Below are 22617 nucleotides of genomic sequence, written 5' to 3'. Positions count from 1 at the left end.
TCTCAGGGCGGGTCGACTCAGGGCGGGTCGACTCAGGGCGGGTCGAGCGGTGTCTCGGTGGGCAGTGCCTGTTCTGCCCAGATGGTCTTGCCGGTGGGGATCTGGCGGGTGCCCCAGCGATCGGCGATCTGGGCGACGAGCATCAGCCCGCGCCCGCCCTCGTCGAAGACGCGGGCCCGCCGCAGGTGCGGGGCGGTGCTGCTGCCGTCGGAGACCTCGCAGATCAGCGTCGAGTCGCGGATGAGCCGGAGCACGACCGGGTCGGCGCCGTACCGGACGGCGTTCGTGACCAGCTCGCTGACGATGAGTTCGGTGGCGAACTCCGCCCCCGTCAGCCCCCAGTCGGCCAGCTGCTCACCCACCATCTGGCGGGCCCCGGCCACGGCCGCCGGGTCCCGCGGCAGCTGCCAGGTGCGTACCTTTCCGGCGTCGAGCGCGGCAGTGCGGGCCAGCATCAGCACGATGTCGTCGCCGGGACGGTCTCGCGGCACGGCGCGCAGCACCTGGTCGCAGGTCTCCTCCAGCGGTGCCGCGGGGTCGCTCAACGCCTGGTGCAGCAGGGCGAGACCGACGTCGATGTCGCGGTCGGCGGCCTCGACCAGACCGTCGGTGTAGAAGGCGAGCAGGCTGCCCTCGTCCAACTCGACCTCCACCGACTCGAACGGCAGGCCGCCGAGGCCGAGCGGTGGCCCGGCCGGCAGGTCCAGGAACCGTACGCCGCCGTCGGGGCGCACCAGGGCAGGCGGCGGATGTCCCGCGCGGGCCATGCAGCAGCGCCGGGACACGGGGTCGTAGACGGCGTACACGCAGGTGGCCCCGACCTCCCCCGACGCGTCCTGGGAACGCCCGCGTGCCTCGGGTCCCTCCTCCCGGTCGAGCCTGAGGACGACATCGTCCAGCTGGGTGAGGAGCTCGTCCGGAGCGAGGTCTACGTCGGCGAGCGTCCGTACGGCGGTCCGCAGCCGGCCCATCGTGGCCGACGCGTGGACGCCGTGGCCCACCACGTCGCCCACGACCAGGGCGACCCGGGCGCCGGACAGCGGAATCACGTCGAACCAGTCCCCGCCCACGTCCACGCCGGAACCGGCGGGCAGATAGCGGTAGGCCACCTCCATCGCCGCCAGGTCCCGCGGCTGGTCGGGCAGGAGGCTGCGCTGGAGTGCCAGCGCCGTCCGGCGCTCACCGGTGTAGCGGCGGGCGTTGTCCACACTCACCGCCGCTCTGGCGACGATCTCCTCCGCGAGCAGGAGGTCGTCCTCGGTGAAGGGCTCCGCGGTCCGGTGCCGCAGGAAGTGCACCAGGCCCAAGGTCACCCCGCGGGCACGCAGGGGCACCAGCATCACCGAGTGGATCATGTACGTGTGTACGGCCCTCGCGCGGGCCTCGAGGGACCTGATCCACTCCTGCATCCCCGGCTCTCCCGCCGCGTGCCGGGTGCCCCGGCCGGCGATCAGCGTCCGCGACGGCGGTGTCCCCACCGGGTAGACGGTCGTGTCCCCCGAGGCGACCACCGACTCGGGGACGCCCTCCAGCACCGACCGCTGGGCCGTGCGGCGCACGGTGACCGGCTCGCCCGGTGGTACCGGTCGCGGTTCGTCACCGAGGGCGACGGAGTCCAGCAGGTCCACGGTGACGAAGTCCGCGAACCCGTCCACGGCCACCTCGGCCAGCTCCTCGACCGTCCTCGTCACGTCCAGGGTGCTGCCGATGCGCAGGCCGGCGTCGTTGAGGACCACGAGGCGGCGGCGGGCCCAGTACTCCTCCGTGGTGTCGAAGACGGCCGAGGCCAGTCCCTGGACCGTGCCGCTCTCGTCCTTCAGCGGATAGATGAACATCGACCAGGCGTGCTCCCGGGTCTGTCCGGGCGCCTTGGCGTAGTCCTCGTGGAACACCGTCTCCCCGGTGCGCAGGACCTGCCGCTGGAGGCGGTCGTACTCGTCGAAGGGCGGGGTGGGCTGGATCTCCCACAGCGTCTTCCCCCGCATCTCCGCCACGGTCATGCCCATCACCTGCGCCATGACCGCGTTGGCGCCCACCAGCCGGGCCTCGCGGTCGTAGACCGCCACCGGCACGGGGAGTTGCGCGAGGGTGAGGTCCCACAGGGCCTCCGCGCCCGGCTCGGCCCGCGCGGCCCCGCTCGTCGGCGCGGCTCCCGTCACGAGCCAGGGGCGGCCGCCGCCCGCGTCCGCGAGCGGTGTCCCCCTCAGCCGCACCACGAACCGGTCGCCGTCCCGGTGCCGAAGCGCCACCTCGCTGGTCACCGGGCCGCCGTCGGCCAGGTGTCGCAGCGCGGACGCGGGCAGATCGGCGGCCAGGAGCCCGGCGGCCGGCCGGCCCACGATCTCGGCGGGTTCGTGTCCGAGCAGCCGCCGGGCCCCGGGGCTCCACACCATGACCGCTCCACCGGCGTCGATGACGACCGCGAAGTCCTCCGGTACTGGTACGGACACGATGCCTCCGGACGGGACGCCCCCGCTGCCCACGGGCTTCTCCGCCTGCTCTCACCCGACCGGTAGGGGTCGCGGTGGCCGGGACACTCTCCTCCCCACCAGTCTGGCAGCGGGACGACGACTCCGCGGCACCACAGCCGCCGCGTGCCTCGCGGCAGCGCGACCGCCCCTGGGCACGAGGCTCGTGGAATCCGCATGGCCGGCGGTTGCGGGACGGGCCGCGTCCGCACGGGGCGGGCCGGGTCGGGTCGCCGTCCGGGCCGGCGCCCGACCGGTTTCCCTCAGGCTCGCCCGCGTGACTCCGCGGCTGCACGGCCGCCCCTGGGCACGAGGCTCGTGGAATCCGCATGGCCGGCGGCTGCGGGGACAGCCGCGCCCGCACGGAACGGGCCGCGCCTGCACGGAACGGGCCGCGCCCGCATGGCCGGCGGCTGCGGGACGGGCCGCGCCCGCACGGCACAGGCCGCCGCCCACAGCCCGGGCCGGAGGCCGACCGGTTTCCCTCAGGCTCGCCCGCGTGACTCCGCGGCGCGTCGCGCCAGTGAGTCGAAGACCACCGCGGTGAGCAGCACCCCACCGGTGATCATGAACTGGACCGCGGGCTCCACCCCCAGCAGCGCCATGCCCGAGGCGATCGACTGGATGATGAGCACGCCCAGCAGCGCGGACCAGGTCGAGCCCCGTCCGCCGAAGAGGCTGGTGCCGCCGATGACGGCGGCGGCGATGGCGTTGATCAGCAGCATGCCGGAGCCCGGGACGGTGGTCGCCGAGGAGAGCCGCGACGCGACGAACAGGCCGCCGACCGCGGCCATGGTTCCCGACGCCAGGAACACCCAGATCCGCACCCGTGCCACATGGACCCCGGACCGCCGGGCCGCCTCCACCCCACCGCCCAGCGCCAGGACCTGGCGACCGTAGGGCGTACGACGCAGAAAGAGGTCGGAGGCGACCAGGGCGCCGATGAAGATCAGGAGCGCGAGCGGCAGGCCCTCGAACCGGCCCAGCACGTAGACGGTGGTGAACGCGACCACCGCGAGCAGAGCCGTCCGCGCCCAGATCTCGCCCACCGGCCGGTACGGCATCCCGGCGGCGCTGCGCCGTCTGCGGTCCTCGTAGGAGACGAGGAAGTAGGCGGCCGTGCCGAGGGTCGCCAGGCCGTAGGTGAAGACGACGGCGCTGAAGTAGCGGCTGGTCAGCATGGAGACCAGCCCGTCCTCGCTGAAACCGATGGAGCTCTCCGGCCCCAGCAGGTAGAGCATCAGGCCGTTCCAGGCCAGCAGGCCCGCGAGGGTGACGACGAACGCGGGGACGCCGATCTTGGTGAAGACCAGCCCCTGGAATCCCCCGGCCGCCGCGCCGCCGAGCACCGCGATGATCACGGCGAGCCATTCCGCCATTCCGAGGTTCACGTTCAGCGCCGCGAACATGGCGCCCGACAGGCCGGCGAGCGAGCCCACCGACAGGTCGAGCTCGCCGATCAGCAGCACGAAGACGACACCGACCGCGACCATGCCGGTGCCGACGATGTCCACGCTGAGGACCGACAGGTTGCGCGGCGAGAGGAAGTTGTCGTTGAGGGACTGGAAGACGATCCAGGTCACGGCGAGAGCGAGCAGCGGCGCGGTGGGGCCCAGTTCACCGTCGTGCAGTCTGCGGCGTACGGCAGCCGCCCAGGCCCGCAGCTGCTCGGTGTGCCACCGGCCTCCGCCGGCACGCCGGTCGTCGTCGGGCGGGGCGTCGTGCGCGGTGTCGTCGGGTGCGGCCTCGTGCGCGACGTCGACAGTGGGCGGATCGTCGTCGGACGTGGCGTCGGCGGCGGACGCGGCGTCGGTGGAGCGTGCCCGGACCCCCTTCCACCTGCCGCTCCACCCTCCCCTCCATCTCACGGCCATACCTCCTCCGGGTTCGGCGGGCGGCGGGCGGCGGTGTTGTCCACCGCGCCGGTGACGGAGGAGATGATCTGTTCCTGGGAGGTGGTGTTCACGTCGAAGAAGCCGTTGTTCCGGCCGAGGCGCAGGACGGCGACCCGGTCGGCGACGGCCTTGATGTCACCCATGTTGTGGCTGACCAGAAGCACCCCGGCGCCCTGGTCGCGCAGCTCCTCGATGAGGTCGAGCAACTGGTTGGTCTGTTCCAGGCCCAGGGACGCGGTGGGCTCGTCCAGCAGCAGCAGCCTGGGCGCGCTGAGGAACGAGCGGGTGATCGCGACGACCTGCCGCTGGCCTCCGGACAGGGTGGCGAGCGGCGCCCGCACGTCGGGGATGCGGACGGAGAGGGTTTTCAGCAGCTCGCGGGTCCGGCGCTCCATCTCCACCTCGTCGAGGATGCCGAACCGGTGGAGTTCCCGGCCGAGGTAGAGATTGCCGACGACATCGAGGTTCCCGCACATCGCGAGGTCCTGGTAGACGGTCGCGATCCCGAGGAGCTGGGCGTCCTGGGGGCGCCTGATCTGGACGGCGCTGCCCTCCCACTCGATGACACCCTTGTCCGCCGGACCGACCCCCGAGATCACTTTGACCAGGGTGGACTTGCCGGCCGCGTTGTCGCCCAGCAGGGCGACCACCTCCCCCGCCCTGACCTCCAGTTCGATGTCCACCAGGGCCTGGACGGCGGCGAAGCGCTTGGAGACGCCGCGCAACGCCAGCAGTGGCTGAACCACGGGCCACCTCCTTCCGCCTTAGGGGAACGCTCATCAGGTGAGTCCGGCCTTGTCGCAGGCGGACCGGAGCTTGGGGGTACAGATATGGTCAATGGTGTAGATACCGTCCTTCACCAGAGTGTCCTTGATGTTGTCGACCGTCACCGGGACCGACGGCAGCAGGACCGCCGGGATGTCCTTGGTGGTGACGCTGTCGACGGTGGTGGTGGCGATGGAGTCGACGGACTGGCCGCGGCCCAGGGCGAGGGCCATCTCGACGGCGGCGTCGGCGGCCGCCTTGTACGGCTTGTAGACGGTCATGTACTGGCCGCCCTGGACGATGCGCTGCACGGCCGCGAGGTCGGCGTCCTGGCCGGTGACCGGGGGCAGCGGCTTGACCGAGCTGGCATTGAGGGCGGAGATGACGGCTCCGGCGAGGCTGTCGTTGGCGGCCAGCACGCCGTCGATGTTGCCCGCGCCCAGGGCGGCGATGGCGCCGGTCATGTTGACGTAGGCGTTCTCCGGCCGCCATCCGACGGTGTCGTAGGACTTGCCGATGTCGACCTTGCCCTTGAGGACGGAGAGCGCTCCCCGCTTGAACCAGCCGGCGTTGGGGTCGATCGTGGCGCCGTTCATCATGACGATCTGGCGGCCGTCCGCCTTGGTCCCCATGCCTTTCAGGAGGGCCTCGCCCTGGAGCTTGCCCACCGTCGCGCCGTCGAAGGTGACGTAACCGGAGATGGGGCCCTGCGCGAGCCGGTCATAGGCGACCACCGGGATGCCGGCCTGGTGCGCGGACTCGACCGACGACTGCAGCGCCTCGGGGTCGACGGCGGCGACGATCAGGACGTCCACCCCCTTGGTGATCATGGCTTCGAGCTGCTGTCGCTGGACCGCCGGCTCACCCGTGGCGGCGACGGCCGCCGGCGGGCAGTGCGGGCACAGCCGCTTCAGCTGCTTCTCCATCAGGGGCTTGTCGAACTGTCCGAACCGGGAGGCGCCGCCCCCGGGGAGCAGCACTCCGACGGTGATGTCGTCGCCCGCGCTGCCGCCACCGCCGTTCCCGCCGCAGGCCCCGGTCAGGGCCAGGCCGACAGCCATCACGACCGCCGCGGCGGCCCGGGAGGCACGGGAGGTGCTGGAGGCGCGGGAGGCAGGCGTGGCGGACCTGCGCTTCGAGGCCGGAAGGCTGACACCGAGACCCATCGTCGGTTCCTTTGTGAAATTTGTCCGAGATTGCCGGGCAACGAGAGTTTCGTACCAAGAGTAGCCAAGTAGGCGATTTGCTCCTCTTAGGGTCCGGCCCGCCGACCGTGCCAGGCGGCGAACCGCGGGCCGGTGAGGTACTCGGGTGGAGCTGAGTACGAGCGCTCTGGTCGATGACGGGTCGAGCCGAAACGCTGGATACATGCGAACAGACCTGTCGAAACCCCTTCTCCGGCTGTCGTGGATCCTCCTGACGGCCGTTGTGTCGGTGGCGGCGTGGGCCGCCTGGCTGGGCTGGGACCAGCACCGTGACGAGCACCCCGATGGATCGACGACCGGCCCCTACGAGGCGTGGCAGGTGATCGGCCTGGTGCTGACCCTGCTGCTGCCGGTGTGCTGGGCTGCCTACCGGCGTCACTTCGCGGCAGCCGTGCTCGGGACCACCGTCGGCCTGACCGCCGCCGTCGGCTACGACTGGTCGGACGACTCCAGCGGCCTCTGGGTGGTCGGCGTGGCGATGGTCATGCTGGGGACCCTCCTCGCGACCGCCGCCGTGTCCGCCGTGACCGCGTCCGTGACGGGGGGCGGAGGGGACGGATCGTGACGGCGCCCCCAGGCTGTTCTCGGACGCCTGTGGTGGTGCGCGCCGGCCGCCCAGGAGTCACCATGTCCTGGAGGAGGCCACGGCCCGCACGCCGAGCGCGCGGATCCTCGCCCGAGAGGACGTACCCCATGCCCGAGCTGCCGGACGTCGAGGGATTCCGGGAGGTGCTCAGGTCCTGCGCGAAGGGCAGGGTCATCCGACACGTCGACGTGCGCGACCCGGGCGTCCTGCACGGGGTGAGCGCGAGACGGCTGCGCGACGCTCTGGAAGGCCGGCGTTTCACCGAGCCGGAGCGGCACGGCAAGTGGCTGCTCGCCCGCACCGGCGGCCCCACCCTCGTCCTGCACTTCGGCATGACCGGTCAACTGGTCTGCGCCCGGCCCGACGACGCGTACGAGGCCCACGACCGCGTCCTGTTCACGGTGGGCGGCGACCGTCAGCTCCGCTTCCGCGACCAGCGCAAGCTCCAGGGCCTGTGGCTCGCCGACGACGACCGCGATGCCGCACGGCTGCTGGACCGCCAGGGCCCCGACGCGATGGCCGTGGACCGCGCGGAGTTCGAGTCCGCGCTCTCCGCCCGCCGCGGCAGCGTCAAGACCGTCCTCATCGACCAGTCCGTCCTGGCCGGACTCGGCAACCTGCTGGCCGACGAGATCCTGTGGCGCGCCGGGCTGCGCCCCACGACGCGGGCGAGCGACCTCACCGAGGCCGACCGCCGTCGCCTGTACACCCAGATGCGCCGCACGCTGCGCTCCGCCGTCTCCGTCGGCCGCGTCCCACCGCGTGACTCCTGGCTCACCGGCCACCGCGACCGCCCCGATCCGACCTGCCCGCGCTGCGGCACCCCCCTGCGCCGGTCCCGTACGGCGGGCCGCGGCACGGTGTGGTGCCCGCGGTGCCAGGGGAACGAATCCTGAGAGATCTACTCAGCAGGCGCCGAACAAAGCGCAAATGACACAAATGAAAAAACGCTCTCATCAAGGTTTCACCGACGCCACGGTCACTCATTTGCCGCGCAACTGGAGGAGTGGGCAGGCCGTTAGCGGGACATGACGAAACCAATGCCCTTCGGTTTGCCCCGCCGCGGCGCGCGGACGCAGAATCATTCCGCGGACAGCGATATGACCGTTGGGAAATACTCTTACACGGCTGGTACGGCATATTCGGCGCTCGACGCCCGTGGCACTCTGCTCGGGGACGGCGTCCGGGTCGAGAACCGGGTTACCGAGTCGCTGCTCACCGAGTTCCTCACCCTGCTGGATGCGGCCCAGGCGGAACTCAACCAGCGATGGAGCGGACAGAGAAACTCCGACTGCCATTCGGACCGCATCTGACGTCGGCGAATCATATGAATCACGACTACGCGGATCTCGCTTTCACCCAACGTGAGTGGTACCCCGACGCATACCCTTTCGGGGCGGGTACCAGCTGGCACGGCAGCCCGGTCGACTCCCTGCACTCAGGAACCCCGTTGGAACCCCCCGATGCGGGGTGGGACCCGGTCGAGGAACTCGCCCACCTCCTGCAGGACGCCGTGCCGACGGAACGGGCGGCCGTCGTACCGCCGCCGCGCAACGAGCCCTCGCCCGGCGTCGAGTTCACCGACCCGTTGGAGAACCTCGCCCAGATCACGGCGCAGTTGCCGCCCATCCGGCGTTCGTCCGGGCACCGGAAGGTCCCCGACCGCACCTTCCGCTTCAGGTGGTTGCAGACGGGCAGCTTCGTGATCGTCGCGTTCGTCGCCGTCATCGTGGCGATGGTCAGCGTCTTCGGCGGCGTGGTGGCCTACGCGCCCCTGCTGCACGTCACGTCCAGTGCGAAGGGCGGCACGGTCTCCTGGTGGCCCCTTCTCGTGTACGGCCCCTGGATCGTCGCCTCGCTGTCCATCCTGCGCGCTGCCCTGCACCGACGCCGGGCTCTGCACTCCTGGTTCGTCGTGCTGCTGTTCTCCTCCGTGGCCATGGCGCTGTGCGTCACCCAGGCCGAGCGGACGTTCACCGGTATCGCCGGAGCCGCCCTGCCGGCCATCGCGTCCCTGGCGTGCTTCCAGCAACTGGTCCGGCAGATCACCTTGACCCTGCCGCCGCGCCAGCGCCAGAGCACCTCCCGTCACCGCACCTAGGGCGAGCCTGCAAAGCGCTTCAAGTGGCCTTCCGGGTCCCTCAGTTGCGCCCCCTGAGTCACCAGCATGCGCCGGACCACGGGCGCGGGCATACGGATCACCACCGGCCGCCGCAGGGTCAGCTCCCGTACGGCGGCCTGGGTACGACTGGGGCGCACCCGGTTGGTCACCCGGGCCACCACCCGTACGTCCACGGTGAACTGGACGAGGACCGACTCGAACTTGGGTTTGTGCAGCGGCATCGTGCCGGAGGCGTTCACCGCCGCGTCGGACGTGCCGCCCGCGCCGCCCGCGTTGCCCATCAGCTGGTTGAGACGGAACTGGTCCGCGTTGAGCAGCCCCGCGCCCGCCAGACCGTACGCCGACCTGCCGTGGTCGGCGGAGCTCTGACCGTCCGTCTGGGTGGGCCGGGGCGCGTCCAGGTGGCTCTGGCCCACCGTCTCGAAGGTCATCTTGTCGCCCACGCCCAGGACCCGCCCGGCACGCAGCCGCGCGTGCAGTGACGCGCGCAGGTCCTGGCCCTCGGCACCGGAGGCGTGTACCGGCGGCAGCTCCGCGCCCGCCGAGGTCAGCAGCGGCAGCGCCGCGATCAGCCACTCGGTGGATACCGCCTCGTTCAGGGCGTACGCGGCCGCCTGCCCCTGCCGCCCGAAGCGGTCCCCGCCGCCCGCCTCCCGGACCGCGGAGTTGACCAACTCCCGTACCTGCGGCGCCCCTTGGAAACCGTTGACCTGCGCCTCCATCGGAAGCTTCACGCCCACGGAGCGCCAGGCACCGAGCCCGGCCGAGCGGTTGTCCCGCGGGCCGGGGGCGGCGGCGGGCGCGCTCGTACGCTCCACGGCCACCCGGCTGAGGGCCGCGAGGTCCTTGTCCAGGACGCGGTGGGTCAGCGCCTGACGGCCCAGGGAGACGAGCGCCAGCCGGCGGCCGCCCCGGTGCAGTTCCAGGGTCGCCTCGATCGGCACCCGCATCTTCGTCGACTTCGCGGTCTTGGCCTCCGCGACCGTCTTCACGCCGAGCTGTCCACGGCTGACGGAACCGGTGCGCCACGAGTCGCCCGAGCCGACGCCGAGCCCCGCCGAGCCACCCGTGCTCTTCAACGGCCCCGCCCCGCCGTCCGGTTTGCCGGAACCGGCGAGGACGCCCTCCGCGCCGGTCGTCACGCCCTCGTCGTGGGAGGCGCCCTGCTGGGCGACGGCCGCGGTGATGTACTCCATGTCCCGGCCGTCGCCCGCCGCCCCGTCCGACGTGCCGTCGCCCTGGCGGTTGACCTTGAACACCGCCCAGTACGGAGTCCTGCGGCCGTCGAACAGCTCGACGGTGACCCCGCCGTCCATCGCGCCGGACAGCAGCCCGGCGGAACCGTCCCGGTCCAGGACGCGCAACAGCCGCTGCACGTTGTCGTTGCGGTCCTCCAGCTGCCGCCTGGGCAGCAGGTCGTCGGCGAGAGCCCGCTGCCCGCTCTCCGCGAGGCGCGTGCGCAGCCGCTCCAGCAGCGGTACGAAGTTCGGCAGGTTCTCGATCATGCCGAAGCCCAGGGGCAGCCCTCGGTCGAAGGACGGACCGGAGTGGACCCGCGCGGACGGGGCGGCCGGCGAGGAACCACCCGCGTCCGTGGCCCGGTCCGACTCCCCGGCCTCGCGCTCGGCGCCCGCCCGCGAACTCTCCGCCCTGGCCTCTCCCTTCGACGAGGACGACGGCTCCCCGTTCCGGGAGGACGACGCCTCCCCCTTCCGGAACGACGACATCACGCCCGGATCGGCGTCGAGCTTCAGCTGCCGCCGTATCGGGGCCGGCAGTTGCTCCTCCGTCAGCCACACCGCCGCTTCGCCCGGCAGGGTCCGGGCGGCCTTCGCCACGTAGGGGCCGCCGCCGGTGACCTCGACCTCGGCGACCATGGTGACCAGCAGGTCGCACCGGACCAGGTAGAGCGGCGCCTTCCTCGGAGTGTGGGCGTTGCGCTCGACCGTGCCGGACAGGGCGGCGGACCGGGCGTCGCCCGCACTGGCGGTACGGCTCGCGGACAGGCCCTCGCCCAGCCGCCACTCGGGCCCGTTCTGCGAGCCGACCGCCCCGACCTGCGCCGTACGGGTCGTGCCGTGCCCCTGCTGTCCGGCGGCCTGGTGGCCACCGAGCACGAAGGTCTCGGTGCCGGGACCCGCGCCCCGGTGCACGAACTTCGGGTTGGCCAGCGTGAGCCGGGTGCCGACCGCCCCGTTCAGCGCGGCGAGGCGGCGCGGGTGGCGCAGGTTCTTCACCACCCACCCGGAGGACGCGGCCTGCCGCAGCGACGCCGTGATGGCCTGCGGGCTGAACCGCTCCTCGATCGCCAGCCGTGGCGCGAGCCCCTCCGTCCGCAGCGCGGGATCGTCGCGGACGCCCTTGTTGCGGGCGGCGGCCCGGGACAGCAGCTCGAAGGCGAGATCCCGGACGGCCTGGCCGTCACCGACGGTCTCCACCAGCTGCCAGTCCCGCAGCGCCCGCCCGGTGGACGGCCGGGGAGTGAGCGTGGCCAGGTCGCCGATGCCCTCGGCGGTGACCGCGTGGTCGGGCCGCGCGGCCCGCGCCCGGCGGTCGGCGATCACCGTGTCGTGCCGCTGCCTGCCCTCCTCGTCGAGGGTGAACTCGGCCGGCGTGACGAGCCGTACCTCCTGTTCCTCCAGGTGCAACCCGCCCAGCAGCTTCGCCTCCGGCGCGTTACGGCCCGGGGAACCGGGGGTGAGACCGCGGGCGAGCTTGCGCTGCCGGGACGTCATGGTGACGTCCACGTCGAGGCGCAGGGCAGCTCCGAAGACGCCGGCCGTCTCGGAGCCGTTGGTGAGGACGTCCGTACGGGTGGTGGGACCGGCCTGGTTACGGCGGGTGCCCACGCTGTGCTGCTCGTAGCGGGCCGAGCCGGTGAGGACGCCGGGGACCAGCCTGGCCTGGGCGAGGACCAGACCGCCGAGGGAACGCGAACTGCTGCGTCCGCTCTGCGTGCTGGCGGCGACACCGGAGTGGCTGCGGACCAGCCAGTCGTTCGTGTCGCCGAGGTAGCCGGTCTCGCGGAGCGCGCCCTTGACCCGTATCTGCACGTCGTGCGCGTGCATCGTGGTCTTGCGGCGCAGCCGCACCCGGATACCGGTGGACAGCAACTGGTCCTTGTTGACGCGGAGGTTGGTCTCCGACAGGACGGCCATCAGTTCGCGGTAGTTGCGCCGCTGCACCTCGGCCTCCTCCCTGCCGGGGGGCGCGGCGGGCGCGCCGGGCGGGGTCGCGCCGAAGGCGGGCAGATAGCCGGCCAGCCGGGGATCGGTCGCGAACAGCTCGGTCACGGCCTTCACCATGGGCCCGGTGTCGAGTTGGCTGAGGGTGACGCTGTTGCCCATGGCGCCGAAGGGGAGATGACGCTCGACGTCCGTCTCGTTGCCTTCCGCGTCGGTCCGCTTCGGCTTCTCGATGAACTCCCCGGCGGTGACGCCCGGCGGCAACGGCAGCCCGAGGGACCGCGCCTCGTCGGCCCGCAGGCTGATCCACACCGTCATCGAGTGCTGGGCGCTGCGGGTGCCGGGCCGCAGGATCATCCGCGCCGACCGGGGGCCCGTACCCTCCACGGTGAACGTCGCGGTCCCGAGGTAGAGCACCTTGTCGCCCCGGACCTCCGCGCCCTGCCGGCTCGACACGGTCTGCTCGGCCACGGTGAACCGCGCCTTGCGGGCCGCCGCGAGGGGCATGGCCGTGGCCCGGACGACAGCGGCGTTCGCTGCCGCTCCGACGCCGATCGCCGGGCCCACGCCGCCCGCGACGGCGCGCCCCTTGCCCGCGCTCTCGGTGACGGTGTGCTGGGTCTGCTGATGGGTGCGCAGCTGGGTCCTGCCGGTGCTCCAGGCGGGCGACAGGCCGGTGATCGCGGCGCGCATGCGGTAACTGCCCATGCTGCTGCCGTCCTTGGACCGCAGGTCCTCACCGACGACGCCGTCGCCCAGCAGCCGGGGCAGGTCCTCCAGGACGGTCGCCGTGGACGTCGCCTCGTACAGCCGGATGCGGCCGGGCGCTCCGGGTGCGGTGAGCGAGGGGTGCAGGACGGAGGCGACCGTGTCGAAGAGCCCGCCGCCACCCTGGTGCGGGGCGGCGGTGTCGGTGACGGCGACCGGCGCCAGGGAGTCGGCGAGCGAGACACGCCGCGCGGTGTCGGCCCGGACGGGCCGTGGCGCCGGAGGTGCCGGTGTGCCGGCCAGGACCAGGTGTTCGGTCGGCACCCGCTGGGTGAGCGTGCCCGAGCCGCCGAAGGTCCGCGCGTCCTCGGTGCCGCGTCGGGCGATCCGTACGCCGTAACGCACCCTGCGTGGCACCTCGACCGAGCCCTTGTCGCTGCGCAGCACGCGCGGTTCGGCCACGTTGCGCTGGCTGCGGGACTCCCGCGAGGACTGCCAGGGCTGCACGTTGGCCGTGCCCGCGGCGCCCGCCCAGAACCCGGGGGCGACGGGCGCGAGGCCGAAGGCCATCCCGCCCAGGCCCCTGGTCGACGAACCACCGGCGGTCGTCGCCACGGTGGCGGCGGTGTTGTGCTGGGCGTCGACCTTGGTCTCCTTGCCCTCGGCCTCGTCCACCGCGGCGAGCGGCGCCCCGCCCGGGTCCGGCACGGTGTTCGCGAGGGTGCCCCCGGGGTGGAAGACCGGCGGCCGGTCGTCGGGGGCGGGGGAGATGGTGACGGTGACGTCGAACCACTCCTTGCCGTCCTTGCCCTGGACCCCGAAGGCGCGGCCCTGACCGAAGAAGGACTCCGGCCGTCCGGCCAGTTCGGCGCCGATGTCGGCGACCGTGCCGTCGCCGTGCCCGGCGGCGGCGGCCACCGCGTTCCGGACGAACTCGTGCCCGGTCAGCCCGTACGCCGTGGACAGACCGGCCGCCTCCAGGGCCATCAGGTACGGCGGCAGGACGAGCCCCGGCTCGGTGCGCTCCTCGTCGATGCGGGGCGGCGGCGCGGAGAGCTGTCGTCGTCCGGCCGGCTGCCAGGGGCCCTGTTCCCCGCGCTGTAGTGCCCGTGCGGTGGCCGCGTTCCCCGCGGACCGCTGCAGGGCGAGCAGGGCGGGCGGCGTGAGGCCGGTTCCGGACCCGGACGGCCTGCCGGCACGAGGTGGCCGGGGGCTCTCCTGAGAGGCGTCGGTTCTGCCGTCCCCTGCCTGCCGCTGCGTCCGCACGGGTTCACGCTATGCACGGACGGGCCAGGTGGAGGGCCGTACGCCAACTGCCGCGCCATTCGTCGCTCGTGCAACACCATCACGCCAACTCCCGTACATCCAGGGGTTGTTTACCGCCTCGGCGGTGGTATGCGCGGACAGGCCCTAGGTCTTCTTCGGTGGCGCCGGCACGCACAGCCACGCCAGGCCCGCGGCGGCCAGGTAGGCGAGCGCGCCGATGGCCATGCTGGTGCGCAGCCCTGTGGTGAAGTCGGTGGCCGTGGCGAGCAGGCTGCCGCCCAGCGCGACACCGGTGGCGCTGCCGATCTGGCGGGTGGTGTTGAACAGGGCTGAGGCGGCGCCCGAGTACGCCTCCGGCGCGGCGCCCATCACGGTGGCGGTCGAGCCGGTGAGGGCGAAGGAGGTACCGAATCCGGCGGCCATCATCGGCGCCACCAGCAGCGGGTAGGCCGGGTCGGCTCCCGCCGCGGCCCAGCCCGCCAGCCCCAGGGCGGCCAGCAGCATGCCGGAGATCACCAGCGGACGGTCACCGGTGCGGCGGGTCAGCCGCCCCGACAGCACCGAGGCGAACATGGTCATCGCCACCGCCGGGAACAGCGCCAGTCCGGTGCCGAGGGCGCTGAAGCCGCGCTGGTGCTGGAACTCCAGGCTGGCGGTGAACACCATGCCGTAGAAGCCGAAGTTGAACAGCAGGCCGATGACGGCTCCACCGCTCATCGCCCGAGACCGCAACAGGCTCGGCGGAAGGACGGGGGAGGGGGCCAGCCGCTCGCGCACCGTGAACCCGGCGGCGGCCAGCACGGCCAGACCCACCCCGGCGAGAACGGCCGGATCGGACCAGCCCCGCCGTCCCGCCTCGTTGAGCGCCGCGGTCAGCAGCGCCACCGCCGTCACGACCGCGCACTGCGCCGGCCAGTCCAGGGGCCTTTCGGTGCGCCGGGGCGAGCGGGCCACATGCCGCAGCGTCAGCACCAGGCAGGCGGCGCCGACGGGCAGGTTGATGAGGAACACCCAGCGCCAGCCCACGGTGGAGACGAGCAGCCCACCGAGCAGCGGTCCGGCGGCGGCCGCGATGCCCGCCATCGAACCCCACAGTCCGAAGGCCCGCGAGCGTGTGGCGGGCGCCGGGTAGGCCTGCTGGAGCAGGGCCAGGGAACCGGGCACGATCAGCGCCGCCCCGAGCCCCTCCACCAGCCGGGCCGTGGTCAGGAAGGGGGCGCTCGGCGCGAGCGCGCACGCGGCCGAGGACAGGGTGAACACCGCCACGCCCGAACAGAAGACCCGGCGGTTGCCCAGCCGGTCGCCCAGCGCGCCACCGGTCAGCAGGAACCCGGCGAACACCAGGGTGTACCCGTCGGTGATCCACTGGATGCCGGTGAGCGAGGCCGACAGTTCCCGGCCGATCACCGGCACCGCGACATTGATGGCCGTCACGTCCAGGATCACCATGAAATACCCGGCGCACACCGCCAGCAGCGGTGCCCAGGACCGTCGCTCGGGCCCGGGGTCCGACGCGGGAGGTGGCGTGGACTCACCGCCGCCGGCCGGCTCCGCGAACGCCACGGCCCCCACTCCATCCCATCCACCGGACACGCCACACCAAACGCCACGATAAGGGCCTTAAGGGGCGTAAGCAGTCTCAAGGGATCGTGTGCTGACGGTCATCCGTGTCCCCATCACCCGCACGCACCACCCAGGGCCGTTCGGACGTGTCCTGGTGGCGCCCGCCACGCCCCGCCCGCACGCTGGATCCGACTGTGGACGCGCCCCGCGTGCCGTGCGGAGGCAGGCCTCTGGGAGGACTTCGTGACTGCTTCGTCGCCCGCCACCGACGTACCACCCGCCCGGTACGACGACCTGCGTGCCCTGGTGATCAACTGCACCCTCAAGCGCTCGCCGGGCACCAGCAACACCCAGGGGCTGATCGACCGCAGCACCGCCATCATGGACGCGCAGGGAGTGCGGGTCGACGTCCTGCGGGCGGTGGACCACGACATCGCCACCGGCGTCTGGCCGGACATGACGGAACACGGCTGGGAGCGCGACGTCTGGCCGGAGCTGTACCGGCAGGTCCTCGCGGCCGACATCCTGGTGCTGGCCGGGCCCATCTGGCTGGGCGACAACAGCTCCGTGATGAAGCAGGTCATCGAGCGCCTCTACTCGTGTTCCAGCCTGCTCAACGAGGCCGGGCAGTACGCCTACTACGGCCGCGTCGGCGGCTGCCTGATCACCGGCAACGAGGACGGGGTGAAGCACTGCGCCATGAACGTCCTCTACAGCCTGCAGCACCTCGGCTACACCATCCCGCCGCAGGCGGACGCCGGATGGATCGGCGAGGCGGGCCCCGGCCCCTCCTACCTCGACCCCGGCTCGGGCGGCCCGTCGAACGACTTCACCAACCGCAACACCACCTTCATGACCTGGAACCTGCTGCATCTCGCGCGGGCGCTGAAGGACCTGGGCGGCATCCCGGCCTACGGCAACCAGCGCACCGCCTGGGACGCCGGCTGCCGACACGACTTCGAGAACCCCGAACACCGGTAGGGAGACCGGTCGCCGGGGCGGCGGACGCGCGGAGGCTACCCGTGCTTCCCGCTGCCCTGGCCGCCGCTGCCCTGGCCGCCGCTCGCTCGGCCGCTGTCCCCGGCCGCGTTGTCCGTGCCGCCGGGGTTGCCGCCGGACGTGCCGGTGTTGCCGGACGTGCCGGTGTTGCCGGACGTGCCGGTGTTGCCGGACGTGCCGGTGTTGCCCGCCGTGCCGTTGCCGTCGCCGGACGTGCCGGTGTTCCCAGCCGCCCCGTTGCCGACATCCGAGGCGCCCCCGCTGGGTCCGCCCGTGCCGGCCGGTGCGCTCGGCGCGGCTTCCGCCCGGGTCAGCTGCTCGGAGCAGTAGCCGTCGACCTCGGCCGGGCCGCCGGCGGCCGTGACGAGCCGCTGCCAGGCCGTCGCGTCGAGCGCCTTGCCGCGGTCCTTGACCTTCTGGTAGGCGCGGCAGTGGGCCTCGACGTCCTGAGCGTCCGCCGATCCGCCCGTCGATCCGGGACCCGCGGACGCCGACGACGAGGCCTTTCCGCCCGGCCTGTCCGGGGCGACCGCCGACGGGGACCCGGTCCCCCGGGCTGCACCGGCGTCGTCCTCGGAGTAGCCGACCGCACCGATGGCCGCGACCGCGGCACCACCCAGGGTGAGGCTGGCGAACACCACGCCGAACGTGATCCTCATCGGGCGCCAGGAACGCCGCTCCGCGGGCAGCCGCCAGTCGTCCCGGCGTCGGGTGCGCGCCCGGTACGCGCCCGCGCCGTGGGCGGTCCGGAAGGCGGCCACGGCCCGCTGTTCGGCCTCGGGGTCGGGCTCGCCCGCGCGGATGGCGGTGCCCAGCATCGTCTCCAGCGCGGCGGCGTCACGCTCATCCCACGGATCAGGCGCGCCACCGCCGGGGTGCACGTGTCGACGGCCCGGAACTGCGCCGCCGTTCATCCGTTCACCCATGTCCGCTTCCGTTCCTGTCCGCTGCCGTTCCGGTCCGACGGGTTCGATTCGTTCGGGGCGTCGGATCCTGGGGCCCGACCGCCGCTTCCGCCGACCGCCGACCGGTGTGCCCACTGTGGCCGTCGTCGTTCATGTGCCGTCGTCGTGCATGTCGACTCACCCAGCGTTCAGGAAGCCTCATCCGTCACACCCGCGTCCGTCCCGCTCCCGACGCCCAGCTGACGGGCGAGGCGTTTCAGCCCCCGGTGGGCGGCCGTGCGCACCGCTCCGGGGCGCTTGCCCAGGACGCGTGCGGCGGCGGGGCCGTCCAGGCCGACGACGACTCGCAGGAGTACCGCCTCGGCCTGGTCCTGCGGCAGGCTGCGGACCAGTTCCAGGGCCCGCTCGGTGGACAGGGACTCAAGGGCCTGTTCGTGGGTGCTGTGCGGACAGGGCAGGTTCAGTAGGTCCTGTTCGGTCCCGCCCGCCCGGGGCCGCACGCGCCGGCGGCGCAGATGGTCCAGTGCCCGGTGCCGTGCGATGGTCGCGCACCAGCCGCGGAACCCGGCACCGTCGCCCTTGAACCGCCCGAGGTCGCGAGCGATCTCCAGCCAGGCGTCGGACGCCACGTCCTCCGCATCGTCGCCGACGAGTCCGTGCAGGTAGCCGAGCAGGCCCGGCTGCACGATCCGGTAGGCGACCGCGAAGGCGGTCTCGTCACCGTCCTGGGCCCGCGCGACGGCCGCGCCCAGTTCTCCGTCGTACGCCTGTACGCGCCGGGTCTGCCGTACCTGGCCCAAGACTGTCCTCGTTCGCACCGGTTCATGACGTTCATGTCGTCCGCCGCGCTCCGGTCGCTTCGACGGCCCCACCATGACCAGCGTCCGTGCTCACCGAAGTGTCACAATCCACCGGCGTCCTTCACGGGTCCGGCCACGGCCGGGTGACGTTTCTCGCCGGCCCTGCGCTTTCTGGAGGGCCAGGGTCCGTGCGGGAAGCCAGGACGACCGTCCGAGCGGACCCAGGCACCGCGTCCACCCCCCTCTCGGACCCCTCTCCCTGGCTCCTCTGTCCCCCCGGGAGTGCCACGGAGAGGGACGGCGCGGCCGGAACCCCGCCCACTGCACGGGGTTCCGGCCGCTCCCCGGACCGAGGTGTAACACTTCCGGCCGAGTGCGCTCTTTCCATGTGGGCGACCGCGTCGGTCGACCAGGACAGGGGGTCACGACTCGTGCAGGGGACGAACGACATCGGCGGACGGTACGGCGAGGTTCCGTCCTACGGCGACGGCGCCGAGTACGGGTATGGCCACGGCTACGAGTACGGCGGCGCCGCCCGCACCGCCACGTCACCGTGGGACCCCTCACCGTGGGACTCTCCCCACGGTGACGTCCTCACCGTGCCGTTTCCGGAGTTCGACCCACTCGGCCCTCCCGCCACGGACACGGAGCCGGACGCGTCGGCGAGCGAGTCGGGGCGGCCCGTCTTCTTCGAATCCCCGGGGCGACGCCATCGCCGTCCACGCAGTCTGCTCCGCGCCACCAGGCTGCTGGTGATTCCGGCCGGCGGCTACGTCGCCCTGCTGATCAGCGCGATGCTGGGCGGCCCCGGCATCAGCTCCTCCTTCGCCCCGCAGCCGGACTCCACGCACCCGGGCACACCCCGCGCGACAGCACCCGACTCCGCGCCCGGCACGGGCCCCTCCGCCGGGAGCCCGAGCTCCGCCAAGGCGCAGCAGGACTCCCGCCCAGGCGCGCCGAAGCCTCCCGGGACCACCGAAGGCTCGACCTCCCCCACTGCCCCCGCGGTACCTTCCGGTCCCACCGTCGGCTCGGCGTCCCCCACCGCCCCCGCGACCACGTCCGAGCCCACCGCGGAGCCCACCAGGACCACGTCCCCGACCCCGACCGCCACCCTCACCCCCTCCGCCAGGGGACGCGCCCTCGGCTCATCCCACAAGCCCGTGAAGTGAGACGGCAATCCAGGCCCCCTGTGCCCGCTCTCGCTGCGAGCAGCGCTGGTTATCCTCGACCGTGATCGGTTTCCCGAGGCCGGGTGGTTCGCGATGAAAGGCATCGACTCGTTCCCGCTCGGTGCCGCGACCACGCTCGCCGAACTCGCCCGGGATCCGCACCCACGACTGGCGCTGCTCCGGGCTCATGAGCCCGTGTCCTGGCTGCCCGAGCTGGACGGCTGGCTGGTGACCCGCCGCGACCTCGCCCTGGACGTGATGCGCGACGCCGCGACCTTCACCGTCGACGACCCCAGGTTCTCCACCGCGCAGGTCGTCGGGCCGAGCATGCTGTCCCTGGACGGTGACCGGCACGCGCGTCACCGCGGACCCTTCAACGCTCCCTTCCGGCCCCGGGCGGTGCGTGACGGCTTCGCCGCGTTCATCGAGCGGGAGACCGACCGGCTGATCACCGGTCTGGAACCCGCGGGCGCCGCCGAGTTGCGGCGTGCCTTCGCCGGTCCGCTCGCTGTCGCCGTCGTCACGGAGGCCCTGGGGCTGGAAGGCGTCACCGCGGCTACGGTGCTGTCCTGGTACGACGCCATCGTGCGGTCGGTCTCGGAGATCAGCTCCGGACGGCCGGAGGATCCCCGCGGTGCCACGGCGTACGCGGGGCTGCGGACCGCTGTGGAAGCGACCGTCGCCGAACCGGGCCGCTCCTCCCTTCTCGGCGCCGCCGCCGAGCGGCTGACGCTGCCCGAGGTGGCGTCCAACGCCGCGGTGCTGATGTTCGGCGGCATCGAGACCACCGAGGCGATGATCGTCAACGCCCTGCTGCACCTGCTGCTCCACCCCGACCAGCTCGCCCTCGTCCAGGCCGACGACGATCTGCTGGACGGCGCGGTCGAGGAATCGCTGCGTCTCGAACCCGGTGCGGCGGTCGTGGACCGCTATGCCACCCGCGACGCCGCCCTCGGCCCGGCCACGATCCGCCGGGGTGACCGCGTCACCGTCTCCCTGACCGGGGCCAACCGCGACCCGGCCGTCTTCGCCGACCCCGACCGGTTCGACGTCCGGCGCGAGAACGCCCGTCTCCAGCTGGCTTTCGCGCACGGCCCGCATCACTGCATCGCCGCGCATCTCGCCCGGCTCGAGACCCGCGTCGCCCTCCAGCGTCTCCTCGCCCGGCTGCCCGCCCTGCGCCTGGACCCGGACCACCCCACCGCCCCGCACGGCCTGGTCTTCCGCAAGCCGCCCACCCTGCACGTGCGGTGGTAGCCGTACCCGCCGTACCCGCCGTGCCCCCCGTACCCGCCGTGCCTGCCTTCAGCTGAGCGTCCGCCAGGAAGGGCGCGCCGCCGTGCAGTTCTACGGCGACCCGGCCCTTGATCTCCCCGACCCCTTGCCCAGCGGTGTGTGCCGTGTCACGCACTCCAAAGCTGGTCCAAGTTGCCTGGGTCACAGCGGAAATGTCCCTTTAGCGTCCATGCTCAACCGGACGCCAACGCCCTAAACGGGGCGTATCGGCATCGACTTGGACGTGTAGTGCCGCAGCGGCCGTCGCGCGGCACTTGCGACGTTATGTCCCTTTTTCCTGAGAAAGGCGCAATTGTGTCTGCTTACCTGTGCCCTCCTGCCGTGATACACGGCGAGCACCCCGTGACGACCAGTCAGATCGTGGCGGAGGTGCGCGACCGGCACCCGCACGCGGCGTGGGCGCCGCGGATCGACCACATCGCGGCCAGTACGGGCATCGAGACCCGCGGGTGGATGCTGCCGCTGGAGACCGCCGTCGCGCCCGGCAACGGGAGCGCCCTGCACGCCGCCGGTATCGGCCCGGCCCGAGAGGCGCTGGCCCGCGACGGGTTCACCGAGCAGGACGTGGACCGTGTGATCGCCGCCCTCGAGGCGATACCCACGCCGCAGACCGTCCAGGAGCGCACCGCGCCGGCCTGGGAGGCCGTGCGGTCCTACGGGGAGCGTGCGGCGCGCGGGGCCCTGCAGACAGCCGGGCTGGACACCGCGGACGTCGACTGTTTGATCACCAGTCACTCCACCACCCCGGCGCTGCCGGGCTTGGACATCGCCCTGGCCGACACGCTCCCGCTCCGGGGCGACGTGATGCTGCTGCCGGCCACGCAGTGGGCCTGCGTCGCCGGGACCCGGTCCCTGGCGCTGGCGGCGGATCTCGTGGCCGCGGATCCCGACCGGGTGGTCCTGGTCGTGATCGCGGAGGCGTTGAGCACGACCTACCAGCCCGCGGACGACACCCTGGAATCCCTGATCGTCCGGTTGCTGTTCGCGGACACCGCGGTCGCCGCGGTGGTCACCGGCCGCCCGAGACCCGAGTCGGTGCTGCGGCTGGACGCCGTCTGGCACCACACCCTGCCCGGCACCCAGGACCTGCACCGCCTGGAGACCCGGGCGGACGGCACCCACTTCGTGATGGACCGGCGCGGGCCGCGCGCCGTGCAGGAGACGGTCACCGCGATGTGGGAGTGGCTGCGCCTCCGCTACCAGGACGACCCCGACTCCTGGCACCCCGACGTCCTGCTCGCGCACCCCGGCGGGACCCGGGTGCTGGAGTACATGGAGCAGACCATGCCCGACGCGTGGCCGTCGGGGCTGCTGGACTACAGCCGGGACAGCTACACCAGCGGCAACCGCGGAGGCGCCGCCGTCTTCGACATCCTGCGCAGGGCACACGACTCCGGGCAGGAACCGGGCAGTCGTGCCGTCCTGTACGCGGCGGCCCCGGGCCTCACGGCCACGTCGGTGGCCGGCGAGTGGCTCTAGGGGGTGTCCGCAAAGTCCCGCCTGCCCCGCGACGCCCGGCACGCACTCTCGCCGCACCGGGCGAACACCCGAGTACGACCAGTACGCGGGCGTCCGCCCGGCACGCCGAGAGCACGCTCCCCCACTCTCGGCTTCGCTCGAGCGGGGGGACCCCCATGACGCCGCAGGGCCCGCCCTTCGGGCGGACGACGCGACTTTGCGGA

16 protein-coding genes are annotated in these 22617 nt (G+C 72.8%); 8 read left to right on the top strand and 8 right to left on the bottom strand.

What is annotated here, in order from left to right:
* Nucleotides 1-32: 32 nt before the first annotated feature.
* From ABZ027_RS36115 to ABZ027_RS36100, 4 genes are all read right to left on the bottom strand, one after another.
* The gene (locus ABZ027_RS36115; protein WP_356775955.1) at nt 33-2450 is read right to left on the bottom strand and encodes a SpoIIE family protein phosphatase; all 2418 of its coding nucleotides are present in this window, start codon (nt 2448-2450) and stop codon (nt 33-35) included.
* Nucleotides 2451-2953: 503 nt separating this feature from the next.
* Nucleotides 2954-4132 (bottom strand): sugar ABC transporter permease, encoded by a 1179-nt coding sequence (locus ABZ027_RS36110; protein ID WP_356775976.1) that lies wholly within the window; start codon nt 4130-4132, stop codon nt 2954-2956.
* A 200-nt stretch (nt 4133-4332) separates the two neighbouring features.
* Nucleotides 4333-5109 (bottom strand): ATP-binding cassette domain-containing protein, encoded by a 777-nt coding sequence (locus ABZ027_RS36105; RefSeq protein WP_356775953.1) that lies wholly within the window; start codon nt 5107-5109, stop codon nt 4333-4335.
* A gap of 33 nt (nt 5110-5142) precedes the next feature.
* Nucleotides 5143-6294 (bottom strand): substrate-binding domain-containing protein, encoded by a 1152-nt coding sequence (locus ABZ027_RS36100; RefSeq protein ID WP_356775951.1) that lies wholly within the window; start codon nt 6292-6294, stop codon nt 5143-5145.
* A gap of 202 nt (nt 6295-6496) precedes the next feature.
* Between ABZ027_RS36100 and ABZ027_RS36095 the strand changes: the two genes are divergently transcribed.
* From ABZ027_RS36095 to ABZ027_RS36080, 4 genes are all read left to right on the top strand, one after another.
* A complete protein-coding gene (locus ABZ027_RS36095; RefSeq protein ID WP_356775949.1) occupies nt 6497-6898 on the top strand; it encodes a hypothetical protein in 402 nt (133 codons plus the stop codon).
* 128 nt (nt 6899-7026) lie between these two features.
* Nucleotides 7027-7815 (top strand): DNA-formamidopyrimidine glycosylase family protein, encoded by a 789-nt coding sequence (locus ABZ027_RS36090; RefSeq protein WP_356775947.1) that lies wholly within the window; start codon nt 7027-7029, stop codon nt 7813-7815.
* 204 nt (nt 7816-8019) lie between these two features.
* A complete protein-coding gene (locus ABZ027_RS36085; RefSeq protein ID WP_356775945.1) occupies nt 8020-8232 on the top strand; it encodes a hypothetical protein in 213 nt (70 codons plus the stop codon).
* Nucleotides 8233-8369: 137 nt separating this feature from the next.
* Nucleotides 8370-9020 carry a DUF2637 domain-containing protein gene (locus ABZ027_RS36080; protein ID WP_356775943.1) on the top strand — a complete coding sequence of 217 codons (651 nt, stop codon included), beginning with the start codon at nt 8370-8372 and terminating at the stop codon, nt 9018-9020.
* On the opposite strand, the gene ABZ027_RS36075 is transcribed toward ABZ027_RS36080, so the two are convergent.
* Both ABZ027_RS36075 and ABZ027_RS36070 read right to left on the bottom strand, forming a co-directional pair.
* The gene (locus ABZ027_RS36075) at nt 9017-14200 is read right to left on the bottom strand and encodes a hypothetical protein (protein WP_356775941.1); all 5184 of its coding nucleotides are present in this window, start codon (nt 14198-14200) and stop codon (nt 9017-9019) included. The two genes, ABZ027_RS36080 and ABZ027_RS36075, sit on opposite strands and share 4 nt — an antisense overlap.
* Nucleotides 14201-14344: 144 nt before the next feature.
* Nucleotides 14345-15772 (bottom strand): MFS transporter, encoded by a 1428-nt coding sequence (locus tag ABZ027_RS36070; RefSeq protein WP_356775939.1) that lies wholly within the window; start codon nt 15770-15772, stop codon nt 14345-14347.
* A gap of 234 nt (nt 15773-16006) precedes the next feature.
* Between ABZ027_RS36070 and ABZ027_RS36065 the strand changes: the two genes are divergently transcribed.
* On the top strand, nt 16007-16744 hold the full coding sequence (locus ABZ027_RS36065) for a flavodoxin family protein (RefSeq protein WP_356775937.1): 738 nt from the start codon (nt 16007-16009) through the stop codon (nt 16742-16744).
* 35 nt (nt 16745-16779) lie between these two features.
* On the opposite strand, the gene ABZ027_RS36060 is transcribed toward ABZ027_RS36065, so the two are convergent.
* A complete protein-coding gene (locus ABZ027_RS36060; protein WP_356775935.1) occupies nt 16780-17688 on the bottom strand; it encodes a hypothetical protein in 909 nt (302 codons plus the stop codon).
* A gap of 167 nt (nt 17689-17855) precedes the next feature.
* Nucleotides 17856-18467, bottom strand: coding sequence for an RNA polymerase sigma factor (locus tag ABZ027_RS36055; RefSeq protein WP_356775933.1), 612 nt, complete (start codon nt 18465-18467; stop codon nt 17856-17858).
* Between the two features lie 386 nt (nt 18468-18853).
* On the opposite strand from ABZ027_RS36055, the gene ABZ027_RS36050 reads away from it, so the two are divergent.
* From ABZ027_RS36050 to ABZ027_RS36040, 3 genes are all read left to right on the top strand, one after another.
* On the top strand, nt 18854-19639 hold the full coding sequence (locus ABZ027_RS36050) for a hypothetical protein (protein ID WP_356775931.1): 786 nt from the start codon (nt 18854-18856) through the stop codon (nt 19637-19639).
* 93 nt (nt 19640-19732) lie between these two features.
* Nucleotides 19733-20896 (top strand): cytochrome P450, encoded by a 1164-nt coding sequence (locus ABZ027_RS36045; protein WP_356775929.1) that lies wholly within the window; start codon nt 19733-19735, stop codon nt 20894-20896.
* Nucleotides 20897-21229: 333 nt separating this feature from the next.
* The gene (locus ABZ027_RS36040; protein WP_356775927.1) at nt 21230-22414 is read left to right on the top strand and encodes a type III polyketide synthase; all 1185 of its coding nucleotides are present in this window, start codon (nt 21230-21232) and stop codon (nt 22412-22414) included.
* The last annotated feature ends 203 nt before the right edge of the window (nt 22415-22617 follow it).

The organism is Streptomyces sp. NPDC006332 (assembly GCF_040612855.1).
Classification (GTDB): Bacteria; Actinomycetota; Actinomycetes; order Streptomycetales; family Streptomycetaceae; genus Streptomyces.
The sequence above is the reverse complement of the archived record's forward strand: the minus strand, read 5'-3'. Positions and strand labels throughout refer to the sequence as shown.